Genomic DNA, 18034 nt, shown 5'->3' with positions numbered 1-18034 from the left:
AAACAAGTTTTATTTCCTATTATACCTGATATCACTCTTATTTGATATCAGGGTTTCCGATATATGGTATTGATGAACTCAAACTCCCATCTGATAATATCCATTAAAAAAAACAAGGAGAGCATTAGAAATGAAAAATTTTCTATTAGATAAAGACTCACATTATATCTTAAAAATGATCAGTTTGCTTAACGCCGCTCCCAATCATGAGCTTGCATTGAGTGAGCTGGAGACAGAGTTGGGCCTCGCAAAACAAACTGTTAAAAGTTATTTTAACAAGCTACTCGACTACTGTCACGAACAGGGACTAACGACTTTTTCAGTCAAAGCCAATCATTTCAAAATGGCACAAGGAACACCTTTCAATCTATTTAAGCTCCACCATTACTTGGTCGAAAAATCAGTCAAGTATCAAATGATGTATCGTATTTTTTCTGATACTTCTACAACTTTTACAAGCTTGCATAAAGATTTAGAAATTAGCCGTAGTAAATGTTCCGTTCATATAAAACAGTTAAATGACTACCTAGATTTCTACAACTGCTACATTAATTTTCTACAAAGAAAACCCATGCATGGTGAAGAATACCAAATTAGATTTATCTACCATAACCTTTTTTGGGGATTAGATTTGGAACAAATTATCCAGAAAACACCAAGTCTCGAGGCAGCAAGTCAGCTTGTCATTGATTTTGTACCAAATATCGATTATTCTACTTTTTTGAGAATCAAATTGAGTTTCTACGTTTTTCAAGTCAATACAAGACATGGTTCTTTCCTAACACCAGATGAGGATATATTTGCAATACCAGATTCACCTTATGTCACATTTGATGATTTTTTCGACAAAATTGAGGCTGTTGGTTTCCTTGATACCTGTCCTGATTTCGAGACCAAACAACGAGAAGGTCGTTACCTCTACTTTATATTTTGTCGCGCGAACTTAATCATGTTGGAAACTTTTCAAACAACTGACTTCCAGATTGAACGCTCAAAATCACCAGAAGTACATGATTTGATTACCCAATTCCAAAAAAATATTACCTTTAGCTTGTCACCAGAAGAGTTAAACTACCTCCACTACAATCTCACCCTCATGAACAAAGAGGCTGAAATTTTTAGAGGGCGAAATAAAATCTTCGACCTAGAAGAAACAGCTGAAGAAATTTATCGATCAGAAGCAATAACTTTTGAATTTATCAACGACTTTGTTATCGAACTCCGAGACCATAATATTAAAATTCAGAAACTCATTTTAAATTTCCCTAACCTATATTATCACTACATTATCCTCTTTAAAAACATCCTTAGAAAACACAAGAAACCGCTTAAGATATTGGTTCAAACAAACTCATCGCCACTCCATCGTGAAATGCTGATTTCTAAAATTCAAGATACGACTCCTGCACCTATCATAGTATATACCTTTAATCAGCTCAAAGGCGAAAAGCCAGATGCCATCATCTCAAATTGGATGCCAGAAAATAAATATGCCGACGTGCCGTTCTTCTCAACTTCCTTATTTTACTCAAATTGGAACAAGGCAGAACTTGATAATTTCTTAAACAAACTCTCAGACCGTAAAAATAATTTTTGCCGCTCAACTAACTAATCAAAACTGCCAACTTTCCGAGCAGACACAGGTATGTTATAATCAAAGTAATTGAAAAAACAGATTGGAGACACACCCTTGTTAATCAGAGAATTTTGTGCTGAAAACTTTACCGATATTCCTCGAGCGGTCGCTGCTGGTGCTGAACGCATTGAGCTCTGCGACAACCTCGCAGTTGGCGGCACAACCCCAAGCTACGGCGTCATCAAAGAAACCGCCGACTACCTCAAGGATACCAAAACAACCTTTGCTAGTATGATCCGCCCACGTGGTGGCGACTTCGTCTACAACTCTATCGAGCTACGCATCATGGAATCTGACATTCTGAAAGCCGTTGAAGCTGGCACAAGTGAGTTGGTATTTGGTGCGCTAACAGATGATAATAGCTTAGACCTAGAAGCTTTGGAAACGCTAATGATAGCGAGCCAAGGCCTTCCCGTAACTTTTCATATGGCATTTGACGAGATTCCGACAGACCTACAAAAATCTGCCCTAGACGAACTCGTCAACCTCGGGTTTGATAAGATTCTCATGCACGGTGATAGCCTTGACAAACCCATCAATACAGCTAAAATAGCCGAACTCGTCAGCTATGCAGCGGGCCGTATCCAGATTTTAGCAGGTGGTGGCGTGAGCGCTGCCAATGCTGAAACAATTTCAGCAGAGACTGGCAGTCCTTATGTACACGGTACAAAAATTGTAATCCTTTAAGTTTTAAATAAAAAAAGCCTCAGATTTCAAGATAGAAATCTGAGGCTTTTTCTATTATAGCAGTTCAACCGCTTAAAAGTCTTTAACCAAATGTTTTTCTGAAATAGCTTTGACTTTTTCAACACGGCGAATATATTTTTCTTCTGGAAGAAAATCAGTCGTCATCCAAGTCCGAACAATCTCAAGCGCAAGCGCTGAACCAATGATTTTACCGCCTAAACATAAGACATTACTATCTGTATGCTCACGCGCCAATTTCGCACAGAAAGGGTCTTGACACACAACGGCATCAATACCATAAATTCGATTAGCAATTAAGGCAGAGCCATAGCCCACACCATCAACAAAAATGCCACGAACTTTTTCCTGACTGACTTTGAGAGCTGCCGGATAGACGAAATCTGACAAATCAACCGCAGTTGTGTCATAAGGTCCCATATCATCGACCTCATGCCCCATTGTTTCTAGTAATGCCTTAATTTCTGCTTTTAACTCGACCCCTGCGTGATCACTTGCCATGATAATTTTCATTTTTTCGTTTTTCTACTCGACTTTCTCTATTTTTGGTGCTTAATCTTCGATGCGATAAACATCGCGATCTTTCGTTTCTTGGATATTACGGTAATTGCTCCGCAATTTATCTTGTAATAAATCTTTTTCTGCTGGTGAAATTTTGATTGGTTCTTCTAAAATCAACCAAGTAATCGTTTGGTTCAATGGTGGTGTCGTCATTGATCCCTTATAAGTCCAGAAAGTCTGATTTTGGGGTAACAATTTATTGATATCAAAGTCAACCAACTTATGGGGAGCATCTAACAAAGTTAAGATACTGTCATCTGTACAGTCTTCATCGACATCGGCAAATACAGCCAAAACCAGTTGGTTAATATCAACACTCTCAAAAGCAAAGTGAATCTCTGCTGCATGTCTTTTACCATCAACCAAATGCTCAGCACCATCATGAAAATGGAAACGGTTGAGCATATATTCATGACCACGCCATTGCAAATCACCATCCGCATAGATCTGAATCCCTATCGGCGTATCTTTCACAATAACTTCTTGATCACTCGGCAAATTAATTTGCAAAGATGTATCAACCTTAGCTAGCAACTGATCCGTCTGCACATCAATCGGCGACTGAGGGATCAAAGTATTATCAGCAAGCGCCCACTTCTCTTGGTGCCTGTAATCTAGATGTTTCATCATGGCAACTCCTTTAATGATGAGCGGATTTATCCGCGAAGAATTTAGGGAAGTTGCTACGTACAACGTGGCTTAGCGATTTAGCATTGGCACTTTGCGCTTTAGCGCATTACGTGCCCTGCTATGTACAGTAGACTTGATTTTTGAAAAAAATCTTAGTCGCTGGACAATCACTTAGCCGTTGGACCGGCAACTCCTTTAATGATGAGCGGGGAAATCCGCTATAAATTCGATAAATATCTCTTTATAAAAGATAGAACAAGATAGGAATATAGACTTTAAAAATAAAAGTCACTTAATTTAGTATTCATTTCAAACTCTATCTCATCTATCATACCATATTTTGATTGGATACCTAAAATTTTTCATCCGAAATATATGATTTGTTGTGATAAAAGGCAACATCGCTAGGCTATTTTCTAATATTATCATCATCTAATATCAATCAATATAAGATTTCCTAGATAGATATCTTGCGACCATTCACCGAATTATCCGAATAATCAACACTTTTTTAAAAATAAAACACATTTTATTAAGCTAAAACCCTCATGATTATGGTAAGATATGAGAAAGAAAAAAGTAAAGTCGCAATTTAACTGACAAGACACGGAGAAAACATGCTAAATACAGTCCTTTCACTTCAAGCACAGAAAAATAAACAGCAAAAAATCACAATGTTAACTGCCTACGACTTCACAACAGCCAAACTCTTTGATGAGGCTGGTATCAATATGCTTTTGGTCGGTGATTCTCTCGGAATGGTCATGCTGGGGTATGAGGATACCTTGAGCGTGACAATGGCTGATATGCTCCATCACACCAAGGCTGTCTCACGCGCTGCAAAAAGTGCTTTTGTTGTGGCCGATTTACCCTTTTTATCTTACCATGTTAGCACCGAAACTGCCGTCATCAATGCTGGCCGCTTGATTCAAGAAGGTGGCGCAAATGCCGTCAAACTAGAAGGCGGCGAGGCTTTTGCCGATGTCATCACTGCTATCACAAGAGCCGCTATCTCAGTCGTCGCACATCTCGGTCTAACCCCACAATCTGTCAACGCCTTTGGTGGTTTCAAAGTACAAGGGCGCACCGAAACCGATGCACGACAAGTGATTAAAGATCCCCTTGCCGTGCAACATGCCGGTGCTTTTGCAGTTGTCTTAGAAGGTATTCCCTCACTATTGGGCGAGTTCATCAGCCAACTTTTACACATCCCGTGCATTGGCATCGGTGCAGGCAACGCAACTGACGGTCAAGTCCTAGTCTATCAAGACATGCTAGGTATGATCGATACCCTGCAACCAAAATTTGTTCGTCGTTTTGCTGAAGGTGGTAGGCTCTTCAAGGATGCTGTCACTAGCTACCAAAAAAATGTCCAGTCTGGCGATTTTCCAAACGAGACTGAGAGCTACAAAATTGATGCCGATATCATCCAAAAGTTAAAACAAGAATTCAGTACAACTAGTAGCATAGAAGGAGAAAAATCGTGACAATTTCAACTGCCACAACCATTTCGGAGCTCAAATCAAAACTCACATCATGGCGATCTGCGCATCAAACAGTTGGTTTCGTCCCAACCATGGGCTTTTTACATGAAGGACACCAAAGCCTTATCCGTAAGGCCGCCTCTGAGAATGACCGAGTCGTCGTTAGTATTTTTGTCAACCCAACTCAGTTTGCTGCAGGTGAAGATTTGGCAACCTATCCACGAGATCTCGCACAAGACCAACTCAAATGTCTGGAGGCAGGTGCTGACCTCATCTTTACACCTCACGTTTCTGAGATGTATCCGTCTGGCTTTAATACCTATGTCACAACATCTGGCGTCAGTGAGCTCCTAGAAGGCAAAAGCCGGCCTACGCATTTTCGCGGCGTCACAACAATCGTCACCAAACTCTTCAATCTCGTCCAACCAAACAAAGCTTACTTCGGACAAAAAGATGCCCAGCAAGTAGCCGTGCTACAACAAATGGTGCGTGACCTCAACCAAGATCTTGACTTGATTGTCTGCCCGATTATTCGCGAGGCAGACGGCCTAGCTAAAAGTTCACGCAACACCTATCTCAGCACAGATGCTCGACAACAGGCCGTCGTCTTATTCCAAGCGCTAACACTAGCCGAAACCCTCATTTCAAACGGCGAGCTCAAAACGAGCAATATTATAGCTGCCCTCAACACACATATCCAAGCCCAATCCCTAACCCAAATAGACTATATCAAAATCGTCGACCCTACCACCCTACAAGACATCGACAACATCACCACAGACATCTTACTGCTACTTGCCGTTTATGTTGACCAAACACGACTGATCGATAACAAACTGATACATTTGGAGGCCTAACACATGCTACTAGATATGCTGAAATGCAAAATTCACCGCGCCACCGTCACACAGGCCGAATTGGACTATGTCGGTAGTATCACTATCGACGCTAAATTATTAGCAGCGTCAGGCTTACTCCGCTATGAAAAAGTACACATCGTGAACATTAATAATGGCGAGCGCTTTGAGACCTACGTGATTGAAGGCCCAGCAGACACAGGCGTCATCTGCCTCAATGGTGCAGCTGCTAGAAAAGTCCAAGTCCAGGATAAAATCATCATCATGGCCTATGCGCAAGTCACACCAGAAGAGGCTAGAGTTCTCAAACCGCAAGTCGTCTTTGTCACAGATGACAACAAAGTAGAGAAAATCACAGATTACGAAAAAATCGGTAAAATTGGGTATTAAAAAATAGCGCGTGAAACGCTATTTTTTATTTTAATTTCCATTTTGGATAAAGCACACCCAGAAAGACAGCAAGTAGAACAAAAATACCTGCAATCAGTTTATTCTGGAAAGTTAGCAGGCTCACTACTAGCTCAACCAGACTAACCGCAAACACCAGATTTCGAATCAACTTGCTCGCTGCCAAATTTTTAGCACTTGCTTTAAGTGGGTAGAGATTGGTCAAGATTTGATAATCCTGAGATTGACGAATCGGAAACAGTTGAAAAACAAGTAAGTAATCAAAAATTAAAGCGAGTAACAAAGCAAAAATATCCGCATGAATAAAGATAAGCGAAAGCACAGCAAGTCCTAGCAAACGCAACATAAGCATCCAATAATCACCACTTCGCAAAAAAGTTCTGATAAAAAGATAATCATAGGTCATTTTTGACTTAGGCAGCAGAACATCCAGATACTTGCGGCGTTTAGCCTGCTGCTGTAAGCCCTTGACATCTGTAAACTGGCTAAATACCTTCAGCACCGCATTTTGACGATTTTTTTCATAATTGATAAGTGATTGCCACTGAATCAACTCATTTTGAACAAAGGACTGCGCTTTTTTTGAAAGCAGAAAATATTTAACCGCGATTAAGACGATAGCCCAGACTAGCGTTAAGGGAAGTGGCAATTTAATAAGCGGACTGATAATAACCGTCATCAAAACAATCACAACCGCTGGAAAAACTAACGATTTTTTCACTGCGCTTATCAGATAGGCTTGAACAGCTTTTTCTTTTGCTAGGAGAAATTGTTGGTCTGCGCGTTCGACAAACGTTGCTAATCGTCCGAAAAACAACACCATTATAGAGATTAGGGCTGCTATCACATAACCCGGTAACCAGTGAGCCGGTAATTTTTTCAAGAAATCAGCATACTGGTAAGCTAGAAAACCAATGAGAAACATGAGAACAAGAACAAAATGGTCGTTAAATACATAGCGAAGATATTTAAGATTCTGCGCTCGCCAGTTGCCACGCCTTTTGGCAAATAAATCATAGATGTCTTTAGCCATGCGCCTGCCAACTTTCATCAGTCAAAGCGACATAAATCTCATCAAGACTTGCCTCAGGCAAGTTAAATTTCACACGTAATGCCGCTAAATCACCGTCTGCAATGACTCGACCCTCATGTAAGACGATAAATTTATCACAGAACCTCTCTGCAGTTGATAAAATATGCGTCGACATCAAGATAGATGCCCCTGTTTTTTTCATCTCTAACATCAGGTCAATCAAGTCATTTATAGCAAGGGGGTCAAGCCCCAAAAATGGTTCATCAATAATATAAAGTGACGGCTCTGTTAAAAAAGCACAGATAATCATCACTTTTTGTTTCATCCCCTTAGAAAAATTCGCCGGAAACCAGTCTAACTTATCAGAAAGTCTAAATGTTTTCAGTAATTTTTCAGCACGTGACATAGCCACTTCTGGCGCAACATCATAGGCTAGTGCAGTGACTTCAATATGCTCACGCAAGGTCAATTCTTCATATAAAGACGGTTGCTCAGGAATAAAACCAATTTTTTTACGGTAGGTTTCAGCGTCCTCACGGATACTCAAACCATCTAGCAAAATCTGACCTTGATAGGGTGTCAGCAACCCAATAATCTCCTGGATTGTCGTCGACTTACCTGCACCGTTTAGGCCAATCAAGCCGACAAGTTCACCGTCATTGACCGTAAAATCCACGTCTTTCAGAACGGTCGTCCCGAAATAACCACCTGTTAAATTTTCAATTTTTAATGTCATATGCGCTCTCTATACTCTTTTTTACATAAAATGCTATAATGTAATTATAACAAAATTCAGAAAAGAAACGGTAAAATTCATGACAGATTGCATTTTTTGTAAAATTATCTCTGGGGATATTCCCTCTTATCAAATTTATGAAGACGATGATGTTCTAGCCTTTCTCGATATCACACAAACGACTAAAGGCCATACGCTAGTAGTTCCAAAAAAACATATCCGAAACGTTTTAGAAATGACTGCTGAAGATGCTGCGACTCTATTTTCTAAAATCCCTGAAATCGCTGCTCACATTACCAAAACATTAGGTGCAAGCGGTATGAATATTCTTCAAAATAATGAAACTATAGCAGGACAAACTGTTTTTCATGCGCACGTTCACTTGATTCCGCGTTATAGCAAAGATGACGGTTTCACGGCTAACTTCACTGAACACGACATCGACTTAAACACACTTCAGAGCACTCTGACCACCCCTTAATTTGTTGACATGGCATCAGACATCTAGCACCATTAACTACTTTGAGCAGACGCAAATTCGCGAATGACTACGCTTGAACGGAGTATAAACATAGAAAGGAAAGCTGACATGAGTATTATTGACTATTTTAAAGACTTAAAAGCTATCGGTGGTGATTTTATTTCAGAGACAGCTGAAGCTAAGAAACATTTGGATACAGTCAAGTTTGAACTTGGCTATGCACAATTTGTCATGGATGATATCAAAAAAGACATCAAAGAATATCAGTTCCAAGCACAGCCAAGAATTGATGCGATTAACACACTATCGACTAAAATTCAAAACGAGCTCTCAAAATAATTGAGAACTCGTTTTTTTATGTACTTAATGATAGCTTATCTTGAAACTATTAACGGCAATGATTAATACAACACTTACTTAAAATTGATTACGAGCAAACTTTCGCCCCCAGAACACTCCGAATAATTCAGCAGTCACCATGGCACCAATAAAAAGTAGCAACATGCCTGTGTTTTGAATATAATGAAAGGTATGCTCAGAGAACCAAAGCGTTAATATAACAACTGCGAGACAAATATTAGACGCAATCATTTCTTTTATTCTATCATCTTTTATCAAGACAAAGCTCAAGCATAACATCCCAACAAACATCATGTAGTCGCCCATTACCGTCATTCCAATCGCCTGGAATGCAAACAAAATAGCAAAGGCAGCCATCATGTAACACCATACAAATTTTAACATAAAATAACACCCCTTAAAAAGCAATAATAACAGAATATCAAGTTTTGACTATCTGATATTATAGAAAAAATAACGAAACAAGATTTAAAACCCTGTCAATACTTCTGATCTAGACAATAAATCATGAAATTATCGCTATCTATCACCTAAAAAACATCCTAAAATACGGAAATATCTTAGTCTTATTAAATCTTATACAAACTCTGCCCTAATGTCAACTAAAATAATAATAAGAAACGCTAAAATTTTCTTATTATTACTAAGCCAGTCATAGCAAATGATAACAATCCTTTATAAATCACTGTTCCTATTTTCTTTTAATAACAGTTTTTTATTTGTAAAAAAAATCACGAATTAAACGTCTTCTCTATCATTTTAAAGTCTATTACCAAATCAATTTTAAAACAAAGAAAAAAGCCATTCGTAACTGAATAGCTTTTTAATAGTCGTTTGAATTAGAAGTTTGGATCTACTTTGATACCAGGACCAAAAGTAGTTGTCACTGTCAAGCTTTGGATGTAAGTTCCTTTAGCAGTTGCTGGTTTCGCAGCAGCGATAACAGCGTTGATTGCTTTGAAGTTTTCAACCAATTTTTCAGTTTCGAATGACACTTTACCAATAGCAACGTGTACGATACCAGCTTTTTCAGCACGGTAAGTTACTTTACCAGCTTTAACTTCTTCAACTGCTTTAGTAACGTCCATTGTTACAGTACCAGTTTTAGGGTTAGGCATAAGGTTACGTGGTCCAAGCACACGACCAAGACGACCAACAACAGCCATCATGTCAGGTGTCGCTACGACAACGTCGAAGTCAAACCAACCACCGTTGATTTTTTCAACGTATTCCATTTCACCAACATAGTCAGCGCCAGCAGCTTTAGCTTCTTCAGCTTTTTCACCCTTAGCGAAAACCAAAACTTTAGCTGTTTTACCAGTTCCGTTTGGCAATACCATTGCGCCACGGATTTGTTGGTCAGCTTTTTTAACGTCGATGTTCAAGTTGTAAGCAACTTCAACAGTCGCGTCAAATTTAGCGAAGTTAGTTTCTTGTGCCAATGCAACAGCTTCTTCAACTGTGTATACTTTAGTTGCTTCTACTTTTTCCAAAGCAGCACGCAATTGTTTGCTTTTTTTAGCCATTATAAATTTCTCCTTGTGGTTTTAGCGGTTGCAAGCAACCTTCCACCGCTTCATCATAGTCGATCGGTGGTTTACATCATTCAGACATCAGTCTGAAAGCAGCTTTTTGATACTCTCTATCATTCAAAAGTGACCCAAAGTCATGTCTGAAATTACGACAGAAAAATCGAAAATTAACCTTCGACAGTGAAGCCCATTGAACGTGCTGTTCCTTCGATCATGCGCATTGCAGATTCGACAGATGAAGCGTTAAGGTCTTCCATTTTAGTTTCAGCAATTTGTTGTACTTGTGCTTTAGTAACAGTTGCCACTTTAACAGTGTTAGGTGTACCAGAACCTTTTTCAACGCCTGCTGCTTTTTTAAGCAAAACAGCTGCTGGTGGTGTTTTTGTAACGAAAGTAAATGATTTATCTTCGTATACTGAGATCACAACTGGAATGATCATGCCAGCTTGGTCAGCTGTACGTGCATTAAATTCTTTTGTGAAGCCCATGATATTGACACCAGCTTGACCAAGTGCTGGTCCTACTGGTGGAGCTGGTGTTGCTTTTCCGGCTGGAATTTGCAATTTAACGATGTTTTGTACTTCTTTAGCCACGATAATTTCCTCCTAATAATGATTTCTTGCGAAATCTCTTCTCGTGATGTGGTTTAATGGACGAATGCCCTCCCACGCAGTCTGCTTTTTATAAAGCATACCATAATATTGTACCGCTATTTTTGTATCTTGTCAAGTTATTTATCACTTGATTTTCTGAGTCTGATTGTACTAAAATATCCTCTGTTTTATGGTACTGGTTTTCTCCCGTTTAATTGTTAAACAGATTGATAGTGCTGATTTATCAGGTCGTTTAAGTCTTTTATCTATGTTTAGACGCCTTCTATTTTCATATTTGTTCTATCTTTATTATTAATACTTTAAGTATTTTTGTGTCATCTTCCCCAGAAATTTTAAAACAATACAAAATTGGTAAAAATAAGTTGTTTTTTGCTGAAAAATTCAGGGTCGTTCAGCGAATAACACTAAAAGAGGGAAGTAAACTGATAGTTTTACTTCCCTCTTTTAGGACTGAGACCTTTTATCCCTAGCTCATTTAAATAAATCAAGCAAGGTCACACTCACCCCGCTAAATACAACTCCCAAATCTCATCAAAAGTTGATAGATTAAAGGCAAAGTTTGCATGAGTTTCCATATAAGTCGAAATTTCATCGAAACTTGAAGATTGTTTTGGAAATGTCGTGTCATCATAAACCAGGTTTGCAAGTTTGGTGATATCATCGACTTCTTTATGCGCCCGATGTTTCATCAAAAAAGTATAAAAACTCATTTCTCCCCCCATTGTTTGGCTAGAAAATCATGTCTCATTTGTGAACTTTGGGCATATCGAGTTGGATTCTTTTTATAAAAACCTTGGTGGTAACTTTCTGCTGGCCAGAAGGTCTGACTCGGTTCAATCGCCACAACAATCGGAAAATCAAAGCGTCCTGAAGCCTGCAACTGCGCTTTACTTTCAGTCGCTACCTGTGCTTGCTCGACATTGTCATAAAAAATCACTGGGCGATAGTTATCGCCGCGGTCTTGAAATTGGCCGAAAGCATCCGTCGGGTCAGTCAGCGTCCAATAAAGTGCAACTAAAGCCTCATAACTGACGATGTCATTATCAAAAATAATCTCGACAGCCTCAGTATGGCCGGTTTGGTGACTCAAAACATCTTCATAGGTTGGGTTTTGCGTGGTACCACTTGTATAGCCGCTCAGGACACTCAGAATGCCTGGCATTTCCTCAAAGGGTTGCACCATACACCAAAAGCAGCCACCTGCAAAAATTGCTCGTTCTTGACTCATAGTAATGTCGTTCCTGTCTCATCTTGTTTGATTTTGCCTTGTTTCATTAGACCACCTAATGCTTTTTTAAATTGACCTTTTGAAATGGCAAACGTTGCTTTGATATCCTCTGGTGCTGATTTATCGTAGAAAGGCATATGACCTCCTTGTTGTTCCAAGTAAGTCATAATCAGCTGTGCATCAGCATCCAGCATCTCGTAAGAGCGCGGTTTAAGGCTGAGATTTAACGTTTTATCGATTTCACGATAGCCAATCACGCGTACATCAAGTTCTTGTCCCAAGCGCGGCTCAGAAAAGCGCTCATTTGGATGAATAAAGCCAAGCATATTATTTTCCGGCAGATAAACAAAGCTACCAGAGAATTTATTGCGGTAGACAATGGCGTGTAAATTCTGGTTTTGCATGTTATCATAAGCTTTGCCAGCCATCTGAACAAAGGTTTCAGGATAGGCTAGCTCTCCCCAGATACGGTCTTTATTGTCAACATCCAGCTTAACGTACAGCTTATCGCCTTTTTTCGGCCACAACTCTTTAAGTTCAGGCAAAATATCAACGGAAACGACGACGTCTTTTTCAGGAATGTTGACATCCAGAAAAACACCTAAGTCTTTTCTGACATCAGTTACAGTCCCCCAACCGTAAGTGTCTCGTGTGGCTGCAGGTTCTGTTAAAGTCAAGCGTTGCTTGCCGGCCTTGTCCGTGTAGGCGAAGCCTGTCACATCGTCGCCAATCGCAAAGTCACCTTCAGTTTTCGGTAATCTGAAAATCAGACCATCTTTTTGAATGTAGTAATTTTGCTCATTTTCATCGGTGATTTTTCCGGTAATCATAGTTGCCATAAGGGCATTTAAATCTGTCATAGTATCCTCTTTATTTTCATATCTCATTGGTTAAATAGATGCAATTTTCTCCATTATACCATAAAAAGCAGACTGTTTCTTGACAGCCGTCCAGAGTTGTGTGCGCTCGAAAGTATCAAAAAACCACACAAATGATCTGTGCGGTTCTATAATACTTAAACTGTCAAAAGCTCTTCTTCTTTATTGGCAGTGTGTTGGTCGATTTCTTTAACCGCAGCATCTGTCACTTTTTGAATTTCTTTTTCAAGTGTTTTCAACTCATCTTCAGTGATTTCTTTTGCTTTTTCAGATTTCTTAGCATCATTCATGGCATCTTTACGGATGTTACGAATCGCTACTTTACCACCTTCAGCTGTTTTCTTCACTTCTTTTGCTAATTCTTTACGACGTTCTTCAGTCAGAGCTGGAATTACCAAACGAATCACATTCCCGTCAGATTGAGGATTAATTCCCAAATCACTCGCATTCAATGCAGCCTCGATATCTTTAATCACTGTTTTGTCAAACGGTGTAATCAAAAGCACACGCGCTTCAGGCACAGAAATCCCTGCCAATTGGTTCAAAGGCGTTGGTGCACCATAATAGTCCACAGTAATGCGGTCAAGCAAGCTCGCATTAGCACGGCCAGCACGAATGCTACCAAATTCACGTTGCAAGCTGTCAATAGATTGTTTCATACGGTCTTGAGCCGTTGTTACGATGTCATTTGTCATGATAGTCTTCCTTTTATATTTCCTTCAAAATTAATTAGACACGGTTGTTCCAATATGTTCACCCAGAACGACACGTTTGATGTTACCATTTTCATTGAGATTAAAGACAACAAGGTCGATATTGTTATCCATAGACAAGCTAGATGCCGTTGAATCCATAATCTTCAAGCCCTGTTTCAACACTTCAATATGCGTCAACTCCTCAAATTTAATCGCAGCCGCATTGGTGCGTGGGTCATCATTGTAAACCCCATCAACCCCATTTTTAGCCATGAGAATGGCATCTGCACCAATTTCAGCGGCTCTGAGAGCAGCCGTCGTATCCGTTGAGAAATAAGGCGACCCAGTTCCAGCAGCAAAAATCACGATACGCTCTTTTTCAAGATGGCGCAAAGCACGTCCCCGAACATAAGGTTCAGCTAATTGTTGCATATTAATCGCAGTTTGAACACGTGTTGTCACACCAACTCGCTCAAGCGCATCCGCCATGACAAGGGCATTCATGACAGTTCCCAACATACCTGTATAGTCAGCTGGAACACGTTCCATACCTGCTGCAGCAGCTTCTTCACCACGCCACAGATTACCACCACCGATAACCAAGGCAATTTCGATACCTAAATCGTGAACTTCTTTCAGCTCATTGGCGATTTCCTCAACCGTCGCAATATCAATACCGACACCGCGTTCACCCGCAAGTGCTTCTCCGGAAAGTTTGATGAGGACGCGTTTATATTTTACTTGAGACATAATTCACCTTTCATACTGTTCATTTCATACTTTATCTTATCCATTTTACCACAAAATTGAAGAATTTTTAAAAATCATAATCAGATTTCTAAGTTTATTTCAAATTGATTGACTCGTCACAATACACAAGACGATATCTTTCAATATCATTTTAGCAACAACAAGTCCATTTTACGATACCTAGTAAGCAATAAAAAAACTTCCCTATGCAATGGCATCAAGGAAGTCTTCAATCTTTTTTAGGCTAGTGCCTTAAATTTTTCAACGTCACGCGCGATGACAAGTTCTTCATCTGTCGGAATGACAAGTACTTTTACTTTAGCATCTGGCGTTGAGATGATACCATCCGCACCAAAAACGTTTTTGCTTTCGTCAATGTCTAAGCCAAACCATGATAAACCATCAACAACTGCTTTCCGAACGACATCTGAATTTTCACCAATACCCGCTGTAAAGACAAGGGCATCCGCACCATTTAATACAGCTAAATATTGACCGATATATTTTTGAAGTCGATTGATATACATATCGAAAGCCAGTTTAGCCTTCTCATCTCCTGCTTCACAAGCAGAGATGATGTCACGCATATCAGATGAAATTTCAGAAATACCTGCCAAACCAGACTTTTTATTAAAGATATCAATAACTTCAGCTACATCCGTGATACCTGTTTTAGTCATAATGTAAGGAATAATTGAGGCATCTAATTCACCAGTCCGTGTGCCCATCATAACACCAGCAAGAGGTGTAAAGCCCATAGATGTATCAACTGATTTGCCACCATCGATAGCTGTCAAACTACCGCCATTACCGATATGTGCTGTAATAAGTTTAAGCTCTTCGGGTGCCTTACCAAGACACTCAGCAGCTTTTTGCGCCACATACATGTGACTCGTACCATGCGCACCGTACTTGCGGACTGCATATTTATCGTAGTATTCATTTGGCACAGGATAACGATAAGCAACTGCAGGCATAGTTGAGTGAAATGCGGTATCAAAGACAGCGACGTGAGTCGCTTCTGGCAACAACGCACAGAAAGCATAGATACCGGCAGCATTAGCTGGATTATGTAATGGTGCTAAATCTGATAAGGCTTCAATTTGGTTAGCTACTTCATTAGTAATCAAAACTGAATCTTTAAACAGTTCACCACCAGCAACGACACGGTGACCAGTACCAGTGATTTCTGAAAAGTGAGCAATAATGTTCAAATTTTTGAGGTCATTCATTAAAATTGCCACAGCCTCTGTATGGTTGTGAATATTTTTTACCGTGACATGTTTATCCCCTTCAAAACTAACTGTCGAAACCGACTCCGGCAAGCCAATCCGCTCAATCAGTCCTTTAGCTATCACTGTTTCCTCTGGCATTTGGTAAAGCTGCCATTTAAGACTTGAGCTACCGGCATTAATCGCAATTGTTTTTGACATTTTACATTCTCTCCTAGATTAAGATGTTGAGGCGACTGTTCTGAGACTATGAAAAATAGGAAAAGACGTCAAGACACAACAGTGTCTGCGTACTTTTATCTTTTTTCCTAGTCTCAAGGAGCCGAAACTCAGTTAAATAAGATGTTGAGGCGACTGTTTTGGTGGCAGCCGTTTTGGTCATTTCAACGACTCCAGTACCTCAGATGTTTTTAAGTAATGCATCAGATATCGTTTACTATCTAAAAAAACGCTTGTGTTGAAAACGTTTTCCATTAAATTATATCATATTTTGACGAAATTGCGTCATAAAAGACTGCACAATTTCCGGATTTGTCAAACTTGTCAAAGGAAAAACAAACGGTGCTTTACCTTGTGCTGATTTCTGTAAAACAAAGATCGCCTTGCTATTATTTTCAGTGACAATGTCTTCTGGTAAGGTAATAACAGCAGCGACGCGTGCATAGTCCTGCAACCATTTTTTCAACAAATTGGCCTGCGGACTTGATAGCAAATCACTTGGTGCAACAAAAATGGCATATCCTTCTGCCTTTAGGTATTTGAAACCTTGCGCCATCAATAAATGGTGGGCATAAGTATGCTCTAGCTGACTACCAACTACTGAGCGTTTGGCAATCTCATCATCAGGATAGTAACCAACTGGTAAATCTGATAATAATAAATCAACAGGTTCAATGACTTGTGGTCGGACCGCATCAATCTGTAAAAATTGGGCTGAAGTTTGCATGACATCAGCAATACTAGCCGACAAGTCAATCATTAAGTCATCAACTTCAAAACCAGTATAGGTCAAGTCTTTATCTGGCATCCCAGTCAATAATGTCTCTGCTAAATTACCTGTACCAGAGCCTAATTCCAAAATAGACAAGCTAGTTTCAGTGGTCAAGGTCTCAATCATAAACTTAATAATATAACCAATCGCGTCGGGTGTTAATTGGTGATTGGCTTGCAAGTGCATTTCTTTTGCACCTTTTACTAAAGCAAATTGATAGACTTTTTGCCATTCTAGTTTTGTCAAATTGAGTGCTCGCAATTGCTCATTACGGTGTTGCAAGTCATCCGAGACAGCTTTACCAAGATAGCTTACATTTTGCTCAATCAAAGCATCGTAAAAATGTGTGGCTAAATGTGTTTCAAGTTGCTGAACATTGGCTAATAACAGACCAAATGCCGTTTCAATTTTTTCCATATTCATAACCTTTATTATATACTCAATTAAGTAAATAAAGCAAACATTTTTTGCTATTTACCACTACTTCCTCGCAGTCAAGTCTTGATTTGTTGGGGAAATATCTCAAAATTTTCGTTCCCTTTCTTTCCTTATATGAGTCTACCACAATCCGATTCTTGAACTTTAAGCTTTGGTTTAAGTCTCATTTAAGCATGCTTGGTTATACTTAAATCATTCCTAAAATATTTTTTCATAATAACTCCCCAAAAAAATCTCGTAGGCTTGTATAGTCTACGAGATTTTTTATTTTAAACTGTTGTTTCCCAAACCATATCAAACCAAATGGCACCACCATGTGCCGATTTCGATTGACCATCGTTAATAAAGCCATTTTTTTCATAGTAGGGAATCAGATAATCATGACAAGTCAAGGTAATCCCTTCACGTTTTTGCTCATATGCGAGGTCTTTCAAAGCTGCGATTAATTTCGTCCCAACAGCTTGACCTTGAAAAATATCTGCAACAGATAAACTAGTGACTGCAATATAGCCACCTGTTGTGGGATTTTCAGTCACGGTTTGAAACAAATCATCCGTCAAATGTCGCGCATGAATCACTGGTCCCTCTATGTAGCCTGCGACTTGACCATCAATTTCGGCTACTAAAAAGGTATCCGGTATTTTAGCTATTCTTGCCTTAATCGCCTCGTAACTTGCCGCCTCACTCTCTGAAAAATTCGCGATTTCTATGCTATAAGCAACTTCTAGGTCTGCTGGGGTGACATGTCTAATATTCATCTCTTTCTCCTCTTTTTTATATCTTTT

At 39.5% G+C, this 18034-nt stretch carries 22 protein-coding genes; 7 read left to right on the top strand and 15 right to left on the bottom strand.

The genetic code is table 11. The features are described from left to right. Positions 1 to 130 precede the first annotated feature (130 nt). Both HZR21_RS01050 and HZR21_RS01045 read left to right on the top strand, forming a co-directional pair. Positions 131 to 1612 (top strand): helix-turn-helix domain-containing protein, encoded by a 1482-nt coding sequence (locus HZR21_RS01050; protein ID WP_180745642.1) that lies wholly within the window; start codon positions 131 to 133, stop codon positions 1610 to 1612. A 78-nt stretch (positions 1613 to 1690) separates the two neighbouring features. After that, complete coding sequence (locus HZR21_RS01045) at positions 1691 to 2323, top strand: copper homeostasis protein CutC (RefSeq protein ID WP_180745852.1); 633 nt, start codon at positions 1691 to 1693, stop codon at positions 2321 to 2323. 72 nt (positions 2324 to 2395) lie between these two features. Here the strand turns inward: HZR21_RS01045 and HZR21_RS01040 are convergent, their stop codons facing one another. Then, positions 2396 to 2854, bottom strand: coding sequence for an RpiB/LacA/LacB family sugar-phosphate isomerase (locus HZR21_RS01040; protein ID WP_180745641.1), 459 nt, complete (start codon positions 2852 to 2854; stop codon positions 2396 to 2398). Between the two features lie 39 nt (positions 2855 to 2893). Then, the gene (locus tag HZR21_RS01035; protein ID WP_003139510.1) at positions 2894 to 3532 is read right to left on the bottom strand and encodes a carbonic anhydrase family protein; all 639 of its coding nucleotides are present in this window, start codon (positions 3530 to 3532) and stop codon (positions 2894 to 2896) included. 617 nt (positions 3533 to 4149) lie between these two features. On the opposite strand from HZR21_RS01035, the gene panB reads away from it, so the two are divergent. The 3 genes from panB to panD are packed head-to-tail and all read left to right on the top strand — an operon-like array spanning position 4150 to position 6263. Then, a complete protein-coding gene (gene panB, locus HZR21_RS01030) occupies positions 4150 to 5019 on the top strand; it encodes a 3-methyl-2-oxobutanoate hydroxymethyltransferase (RefSeq protein WP_180745639.1) in 870 nt (289 codons plus the stop codon). Positions 5020 to 5021: 2 nt separating this feature from the next. After that, positions 5022 to 5873 carry a pantoate--beta-alanine ligase gene (panC, locus tag HZR21_RS01025; protein ID WP_374940016.1) on the top strand — a complete coding sequence of 284 codons (852 nt, stop codon included), beginning with the start codon at positions 5022 to 5024 and terminating at the stop codon, positions 5871 to 5873. A 3-nt stretch (positions 5874 to 5876) separates the two neighbouring features. Further along, positions 5877 to 6263 carry an aspartate 1-decarboxylase gene (gene panD, locus HZR21_RS01020; protein WP_180745635.1) on the top strand — a complete coding sequence of 129 codons (387 nt, stop codon included), beginning with the start codon at positions 5877 to 5879 and terminating at the stop codon, positions 6261 to 6263. 25 nt (positions 6264 to 6288) lie between these two features. On the opposite strand, the gene HZR21_RS01015 is transcribed toward panD, so the two are convergent. Further along, positions 6289 to 7314 (bottom strand): ABC transporter permease, encoded by a 1026-nt coding sequence (locus tag HZR21_RS01015; protein WP_180745633.1) that lies wholly within the window; start codon positions 7312 to 7314, stop codon positions 6289 to 6291. After that, complete coding sequence (locus HZR21_RS01010) at positions 7307 to 8050, bottom strand: ABC transporter ATP-binding protein (protein WP_003139501.1); 744 nt, start codon at positions 8048 to 8050, stop codon at positions 7307 to 7309. The genes HZR21_RS01015 and HZR21_RS01010 overlap by 8 nt, the downstream gene beginning before the upstream one ends. Positions 8051 to 8129: 79 nt before the next feature. On the opposite strand from HZR21_RS01010, the gene HZR21_RS01005 reads away from it, so the two are divergent. Both HZR21_RS01005 and HZR21_RS01000 read left to right on the top strand, forming a co-directional pair. Further along, positions 8130 to 8531 (top strand): HIT family protein, encoded by a 402-nt coding sequence (locus HZR21_RS01005; RefSeq protein WP_003139499.1) that lies wholly within the window; start codon positions 8130 to 8132, stop codon positions 8529 to 8531. A 108-nt stretch (positions 8532 to 8639) separates the two neighbouring features. Further along, the gene (locus HZR21_RS01000) at positions 8640 to 8870 is read left to right on the top strand and encodes a hypothetical protein (RefSeq protein ID WP_003139497.1); all 231 of its coding nucleotides are present in this window, start codon (positions 8640 to 8642) and stop codon (positions 8868 to 8870) included. 78 nt (positions 8871 to 8948) lie between these two features. On the opposite strand, the gene HZR21_RS00995 is transcribed toward HZR21_RS01000, so the two are convergent. The 11 genes from HZR21_RS00995 to HZR21_RS00945 all read right to left on the bottom strand — a co-directional run bounded on the left by HZR21_RS00995 (position 8949) and on the right by HZR21_RS00945 (position 18007). Further along, complete coding sequence (locus HZR21_RS00995) at positions 8949 to 9275, bottom strand: hypothetical protein (RefSeq protein WP_040526111.1); 327 nt, start codon at positions 9273 to 9275, stop codon at positions 8949 to 8951. Between the two features lie 455 nt (positions 9276 to 9730). Then, the gene (gene rplA, locus HZR21_RS00990; RefSeq protein ID WP_180745631.1) at positions 9731 to 10417 is read right to left on the bottom strand and encodes a 50S ribosomal protein L1; all 687 of its coding nucleotides are present in this window, start codon (positions 10415 to 10417) and stop codon (positions 9731 to 9733) included. Positions 10418 to 10590: 173 nt separating this feature from the next. Then, positions 10591 to 11016, bottom strand: coding sequence for a 50S ribosomal protein L11 (gene rplK / locus HZR21_RS00985; RefSeq protein ID WP_180745629.1), 426 nt, complete (start codon positions 11014 to 11016; stop codon positions 10591 to 10593). A 521-nt stretch (positions 11017 to 11537) separates the two neighbouring features. Next, complete coding sequence (locus HZR21_RS00980) at positions 11538 to 11747, bottom strand: YozE family protein (protein WP_003139486.1); 210 nt, start codon at positions 11745 to 11747, stop codon at positions 11538 to 11540. After that, positions 11744 to 12265 carry a peptide-methionine (S)-S-oxide reductase MsrA gene (msrA, locus tag HZR21_RS00975; RefSeq protein WP_180745627.1) on the bottom strand — a complete coding sequence of 174 codons (522 nt, stop codon included), beginning with the start codon at positions 12263 to 12265 and terminating at the stop codon, positions 11744 to 11746. Before msrA ends, HZR21_RS00980 begins: the two co-directional genes overlap by 4 nt. Beyond that, positions 12262 to 13125: a CvfB family protein gene (locus HZR21_RS00970; RefSeq protein WP_180745625.1), complete on the bottom strand. Its 864-nt coding sequence runs from the start codon at positions 13123 to 13125 to the stop codon at positions 12262 to 12264. The genes msrA and HZR21_RS00970 overlap by 4 nt, the downstream gene beginning before the upstream one ends. 155 nt (positions 13126 to 13280) lie before the next feature. Continuing rightward, positions 13281 to 13838, bottom strand: coding sequence for a ribosome recycling factor (frr, locus tag HZR21_RS00965; protein WP_003139483.1), 558 nt, complete (start codon positions 13836 to 13838; stop codon positions 13281 to 13283). 30 nt (positions 13839 to 13868) lie between these two features. Further along, on the bottom strand, positions 13869 to 14588 hold the full coding sequence (gene pyrH / locus HZR21_RS00960) for a UMP kinase (protein ID WP_003139482.1): 720 nt from the start codon (positions 14586 to 14588) through the stop codon (positions 13869 to 13871). A 239-nt stretch (positions 14589 to 14827) separates the two neighbouring features. After that, a complete protein-coding gene (locus tag HZR21_RS00955; protein ID WP_003139481.1) occupies positions 14828 to 16021 on the bottom strand; it encodes an acetate kinase in 1194 nt (397 codons plus the stop codon). Positions 16022 to 16298: 277 nt separating this feature from the next. Beyond that, positions 16299 to 17234, bottom strand: a complete 936-nt coding sequence (locus HZR21_RS00950) for a class I SAM-dependent methyltransferase (RefSeq protein WP_180745623.1) — start codon at positions 17232 to 17234, stop codon at positions 16299 to 16301. A 284-nt stretch (positions 17235 to 17518) separates the two neighbouring features. Next, positions 17519 to 18007, bottom strand: coding sequence for a GNAT family N-acetyltransferase (locus tag HZR21_RS00945; protein WP_180745621.1), 489 nt, complete (start codon positions 18005 to 18007; stop codon positions 17519 to 17521). Between the last annotated feature and the right edge of the window lie 27 nt (positions 18008 to 18034).

Origin of the sequence: Pseudolactococcus laudensis (assembly GCF_013449735.1) — a bacterium.
Taxonomy (GTDB): Bacteria; Bacillota; Bacilli; order Lactobacillales; family Streptococcaceae; genus Pseudolactococcus; species Pseudolactococcus laudensis.
This window is presented reverse-complemented; position numbering and strand designations above follow the sequence as displayed.

Excerpts from the sequence above, each read along its gene's own strand:
- HZR21_RS01050 (WP_180745642.1), top strand. The coding sequence starts at position 131 with ATGAAAAATTTTCTATTAGATAAAGACTCACATTATATCTTAAAAATG.
- HZR21_RS01040 (WP_180745641.1), bottom strand. The coding sequence starts at position 2,854 with ATGAAAATTATCATGGCAAGTGATCACGCAGGGGTCGAGTTAAAAGCA.
- HZR21_RS01035 (WP_003139510.1), bottom strand. The coding sequence starts at position 3,532 with ATGATGAAACATCTAGATTACAGGCACCAAGAGAAGTGGGCGCTTGCT.
- panB (WP_180745639.1), top strand. The coding sequence starts at position 4,150 with ATGCTAAATACAGTCCTTTCACTTCAAGCACAGAAAAATAAACAGCAA.
- panD (WP_180745635.1), top strand. The coding sequence starts at position 5,877 with ATGCTACTAGATATGCTGAAATGCAAAATTCACCGCGCCACCGTCACA.
- HZR21_RS01015 (WP_180745633.1), bottom strand. The coding sequence starts at position 7,314 with ATGGCTAAAGACATCTATGATTTATTTGCCAAAAGGCGTGGCAACTGG.
- HZR21_RS01010 (WP_003139501.1), bottom strand. The coding sequence starts at position 8,050 with ATGACATTAAAAATTGAAAATTTAACAGGTGGTTATTTCGGGACGACC.
- HZR21_RS01005 (WP_003139499.1), top strand. The coding sequence starts at position 8,130 with ATGACAGATTGCATTTTTTGTAAAATTATCTCTGGGGATATTCCCTCT.
- HZR21_RS01000 (WP_003139497.1), top strand. The coding sequence starts at position 8,640 with ATGAGTATTATTGACTATTTTAAAGACTTAAAAGCTATCGGTGGTGAT.
- HZR21_RS00995 (WP_040526111.1), bottom strand. The coding sequence starts at position 9,275 with ATGTTAAAATTTGTATGGTGTTACATGATGGCTGCCTTTGCTATTTTG.
- rplA (WP_180745631.1), bottom strand. The coding sequence starts at position 10,417 with ATGGCTAAAAAAAGCAAACAATTGCGTGCTGCTTTGGAAAAAGTAGAA.
- HZR21_RS00980 (WP_003139486.1), bottom strand. The coding sequence starts at position 11,747 with ATGAGTTTTTATACTTTTTTGATGAAACATCGGGCGCATAAAGAAGTC.
- msrA (WP_180745627.1), bottom strand. The coding sequence starts at position 12,265 with ATGAGTCAAGAACGAGCAATTTTTGCAGGTGGCTGCTTTTGGTGTATG.
- HZR21_RS00970 (WP_180745625.1), bottom strand. The coding sequence starts at position 13,125 with ATGACAGATTTAAATGCCCTTATGGCAACTATGATTACCGGAAAAATC.
- frr (WP_003139483.1), bottom strand. The coding sequence starts at position 13,838 with ATGACAAATGACATCGTAACAACGGCTCAAGACCGTATGAAACAATCT.
- pyrH (WP_003139482.1), bottom strand. The coding sequence starts at position 14,588 with ATGTCTCAAGTAAAATATAAACGCGTCCTCATCAAACTTTCCGGAGAA.
- HZR21_RS00955 (WP_003139481.1), bottom strand. The coding sequence starts at position 16,021 with ATGTCAAAAACAATTGCGATTAATGCCGGTAGCTCAAGTCTTAAATGG.
- HZR21_RS00950 (WP_180745623.1), bottom strand. The coding sequence starts at position 17,234 with ATGAATATGGAAAAAATTGAAACGGCATTTGGTCTGTTATTAGCCAAT.
- HZR21_RS00945 (WP_180745621.1), bottom strand. The coding sequence starts at position 18,007 with ATGAATATTAGACATGTCACCCCAGCAGACCTAGAAGTTGCTTATAGC.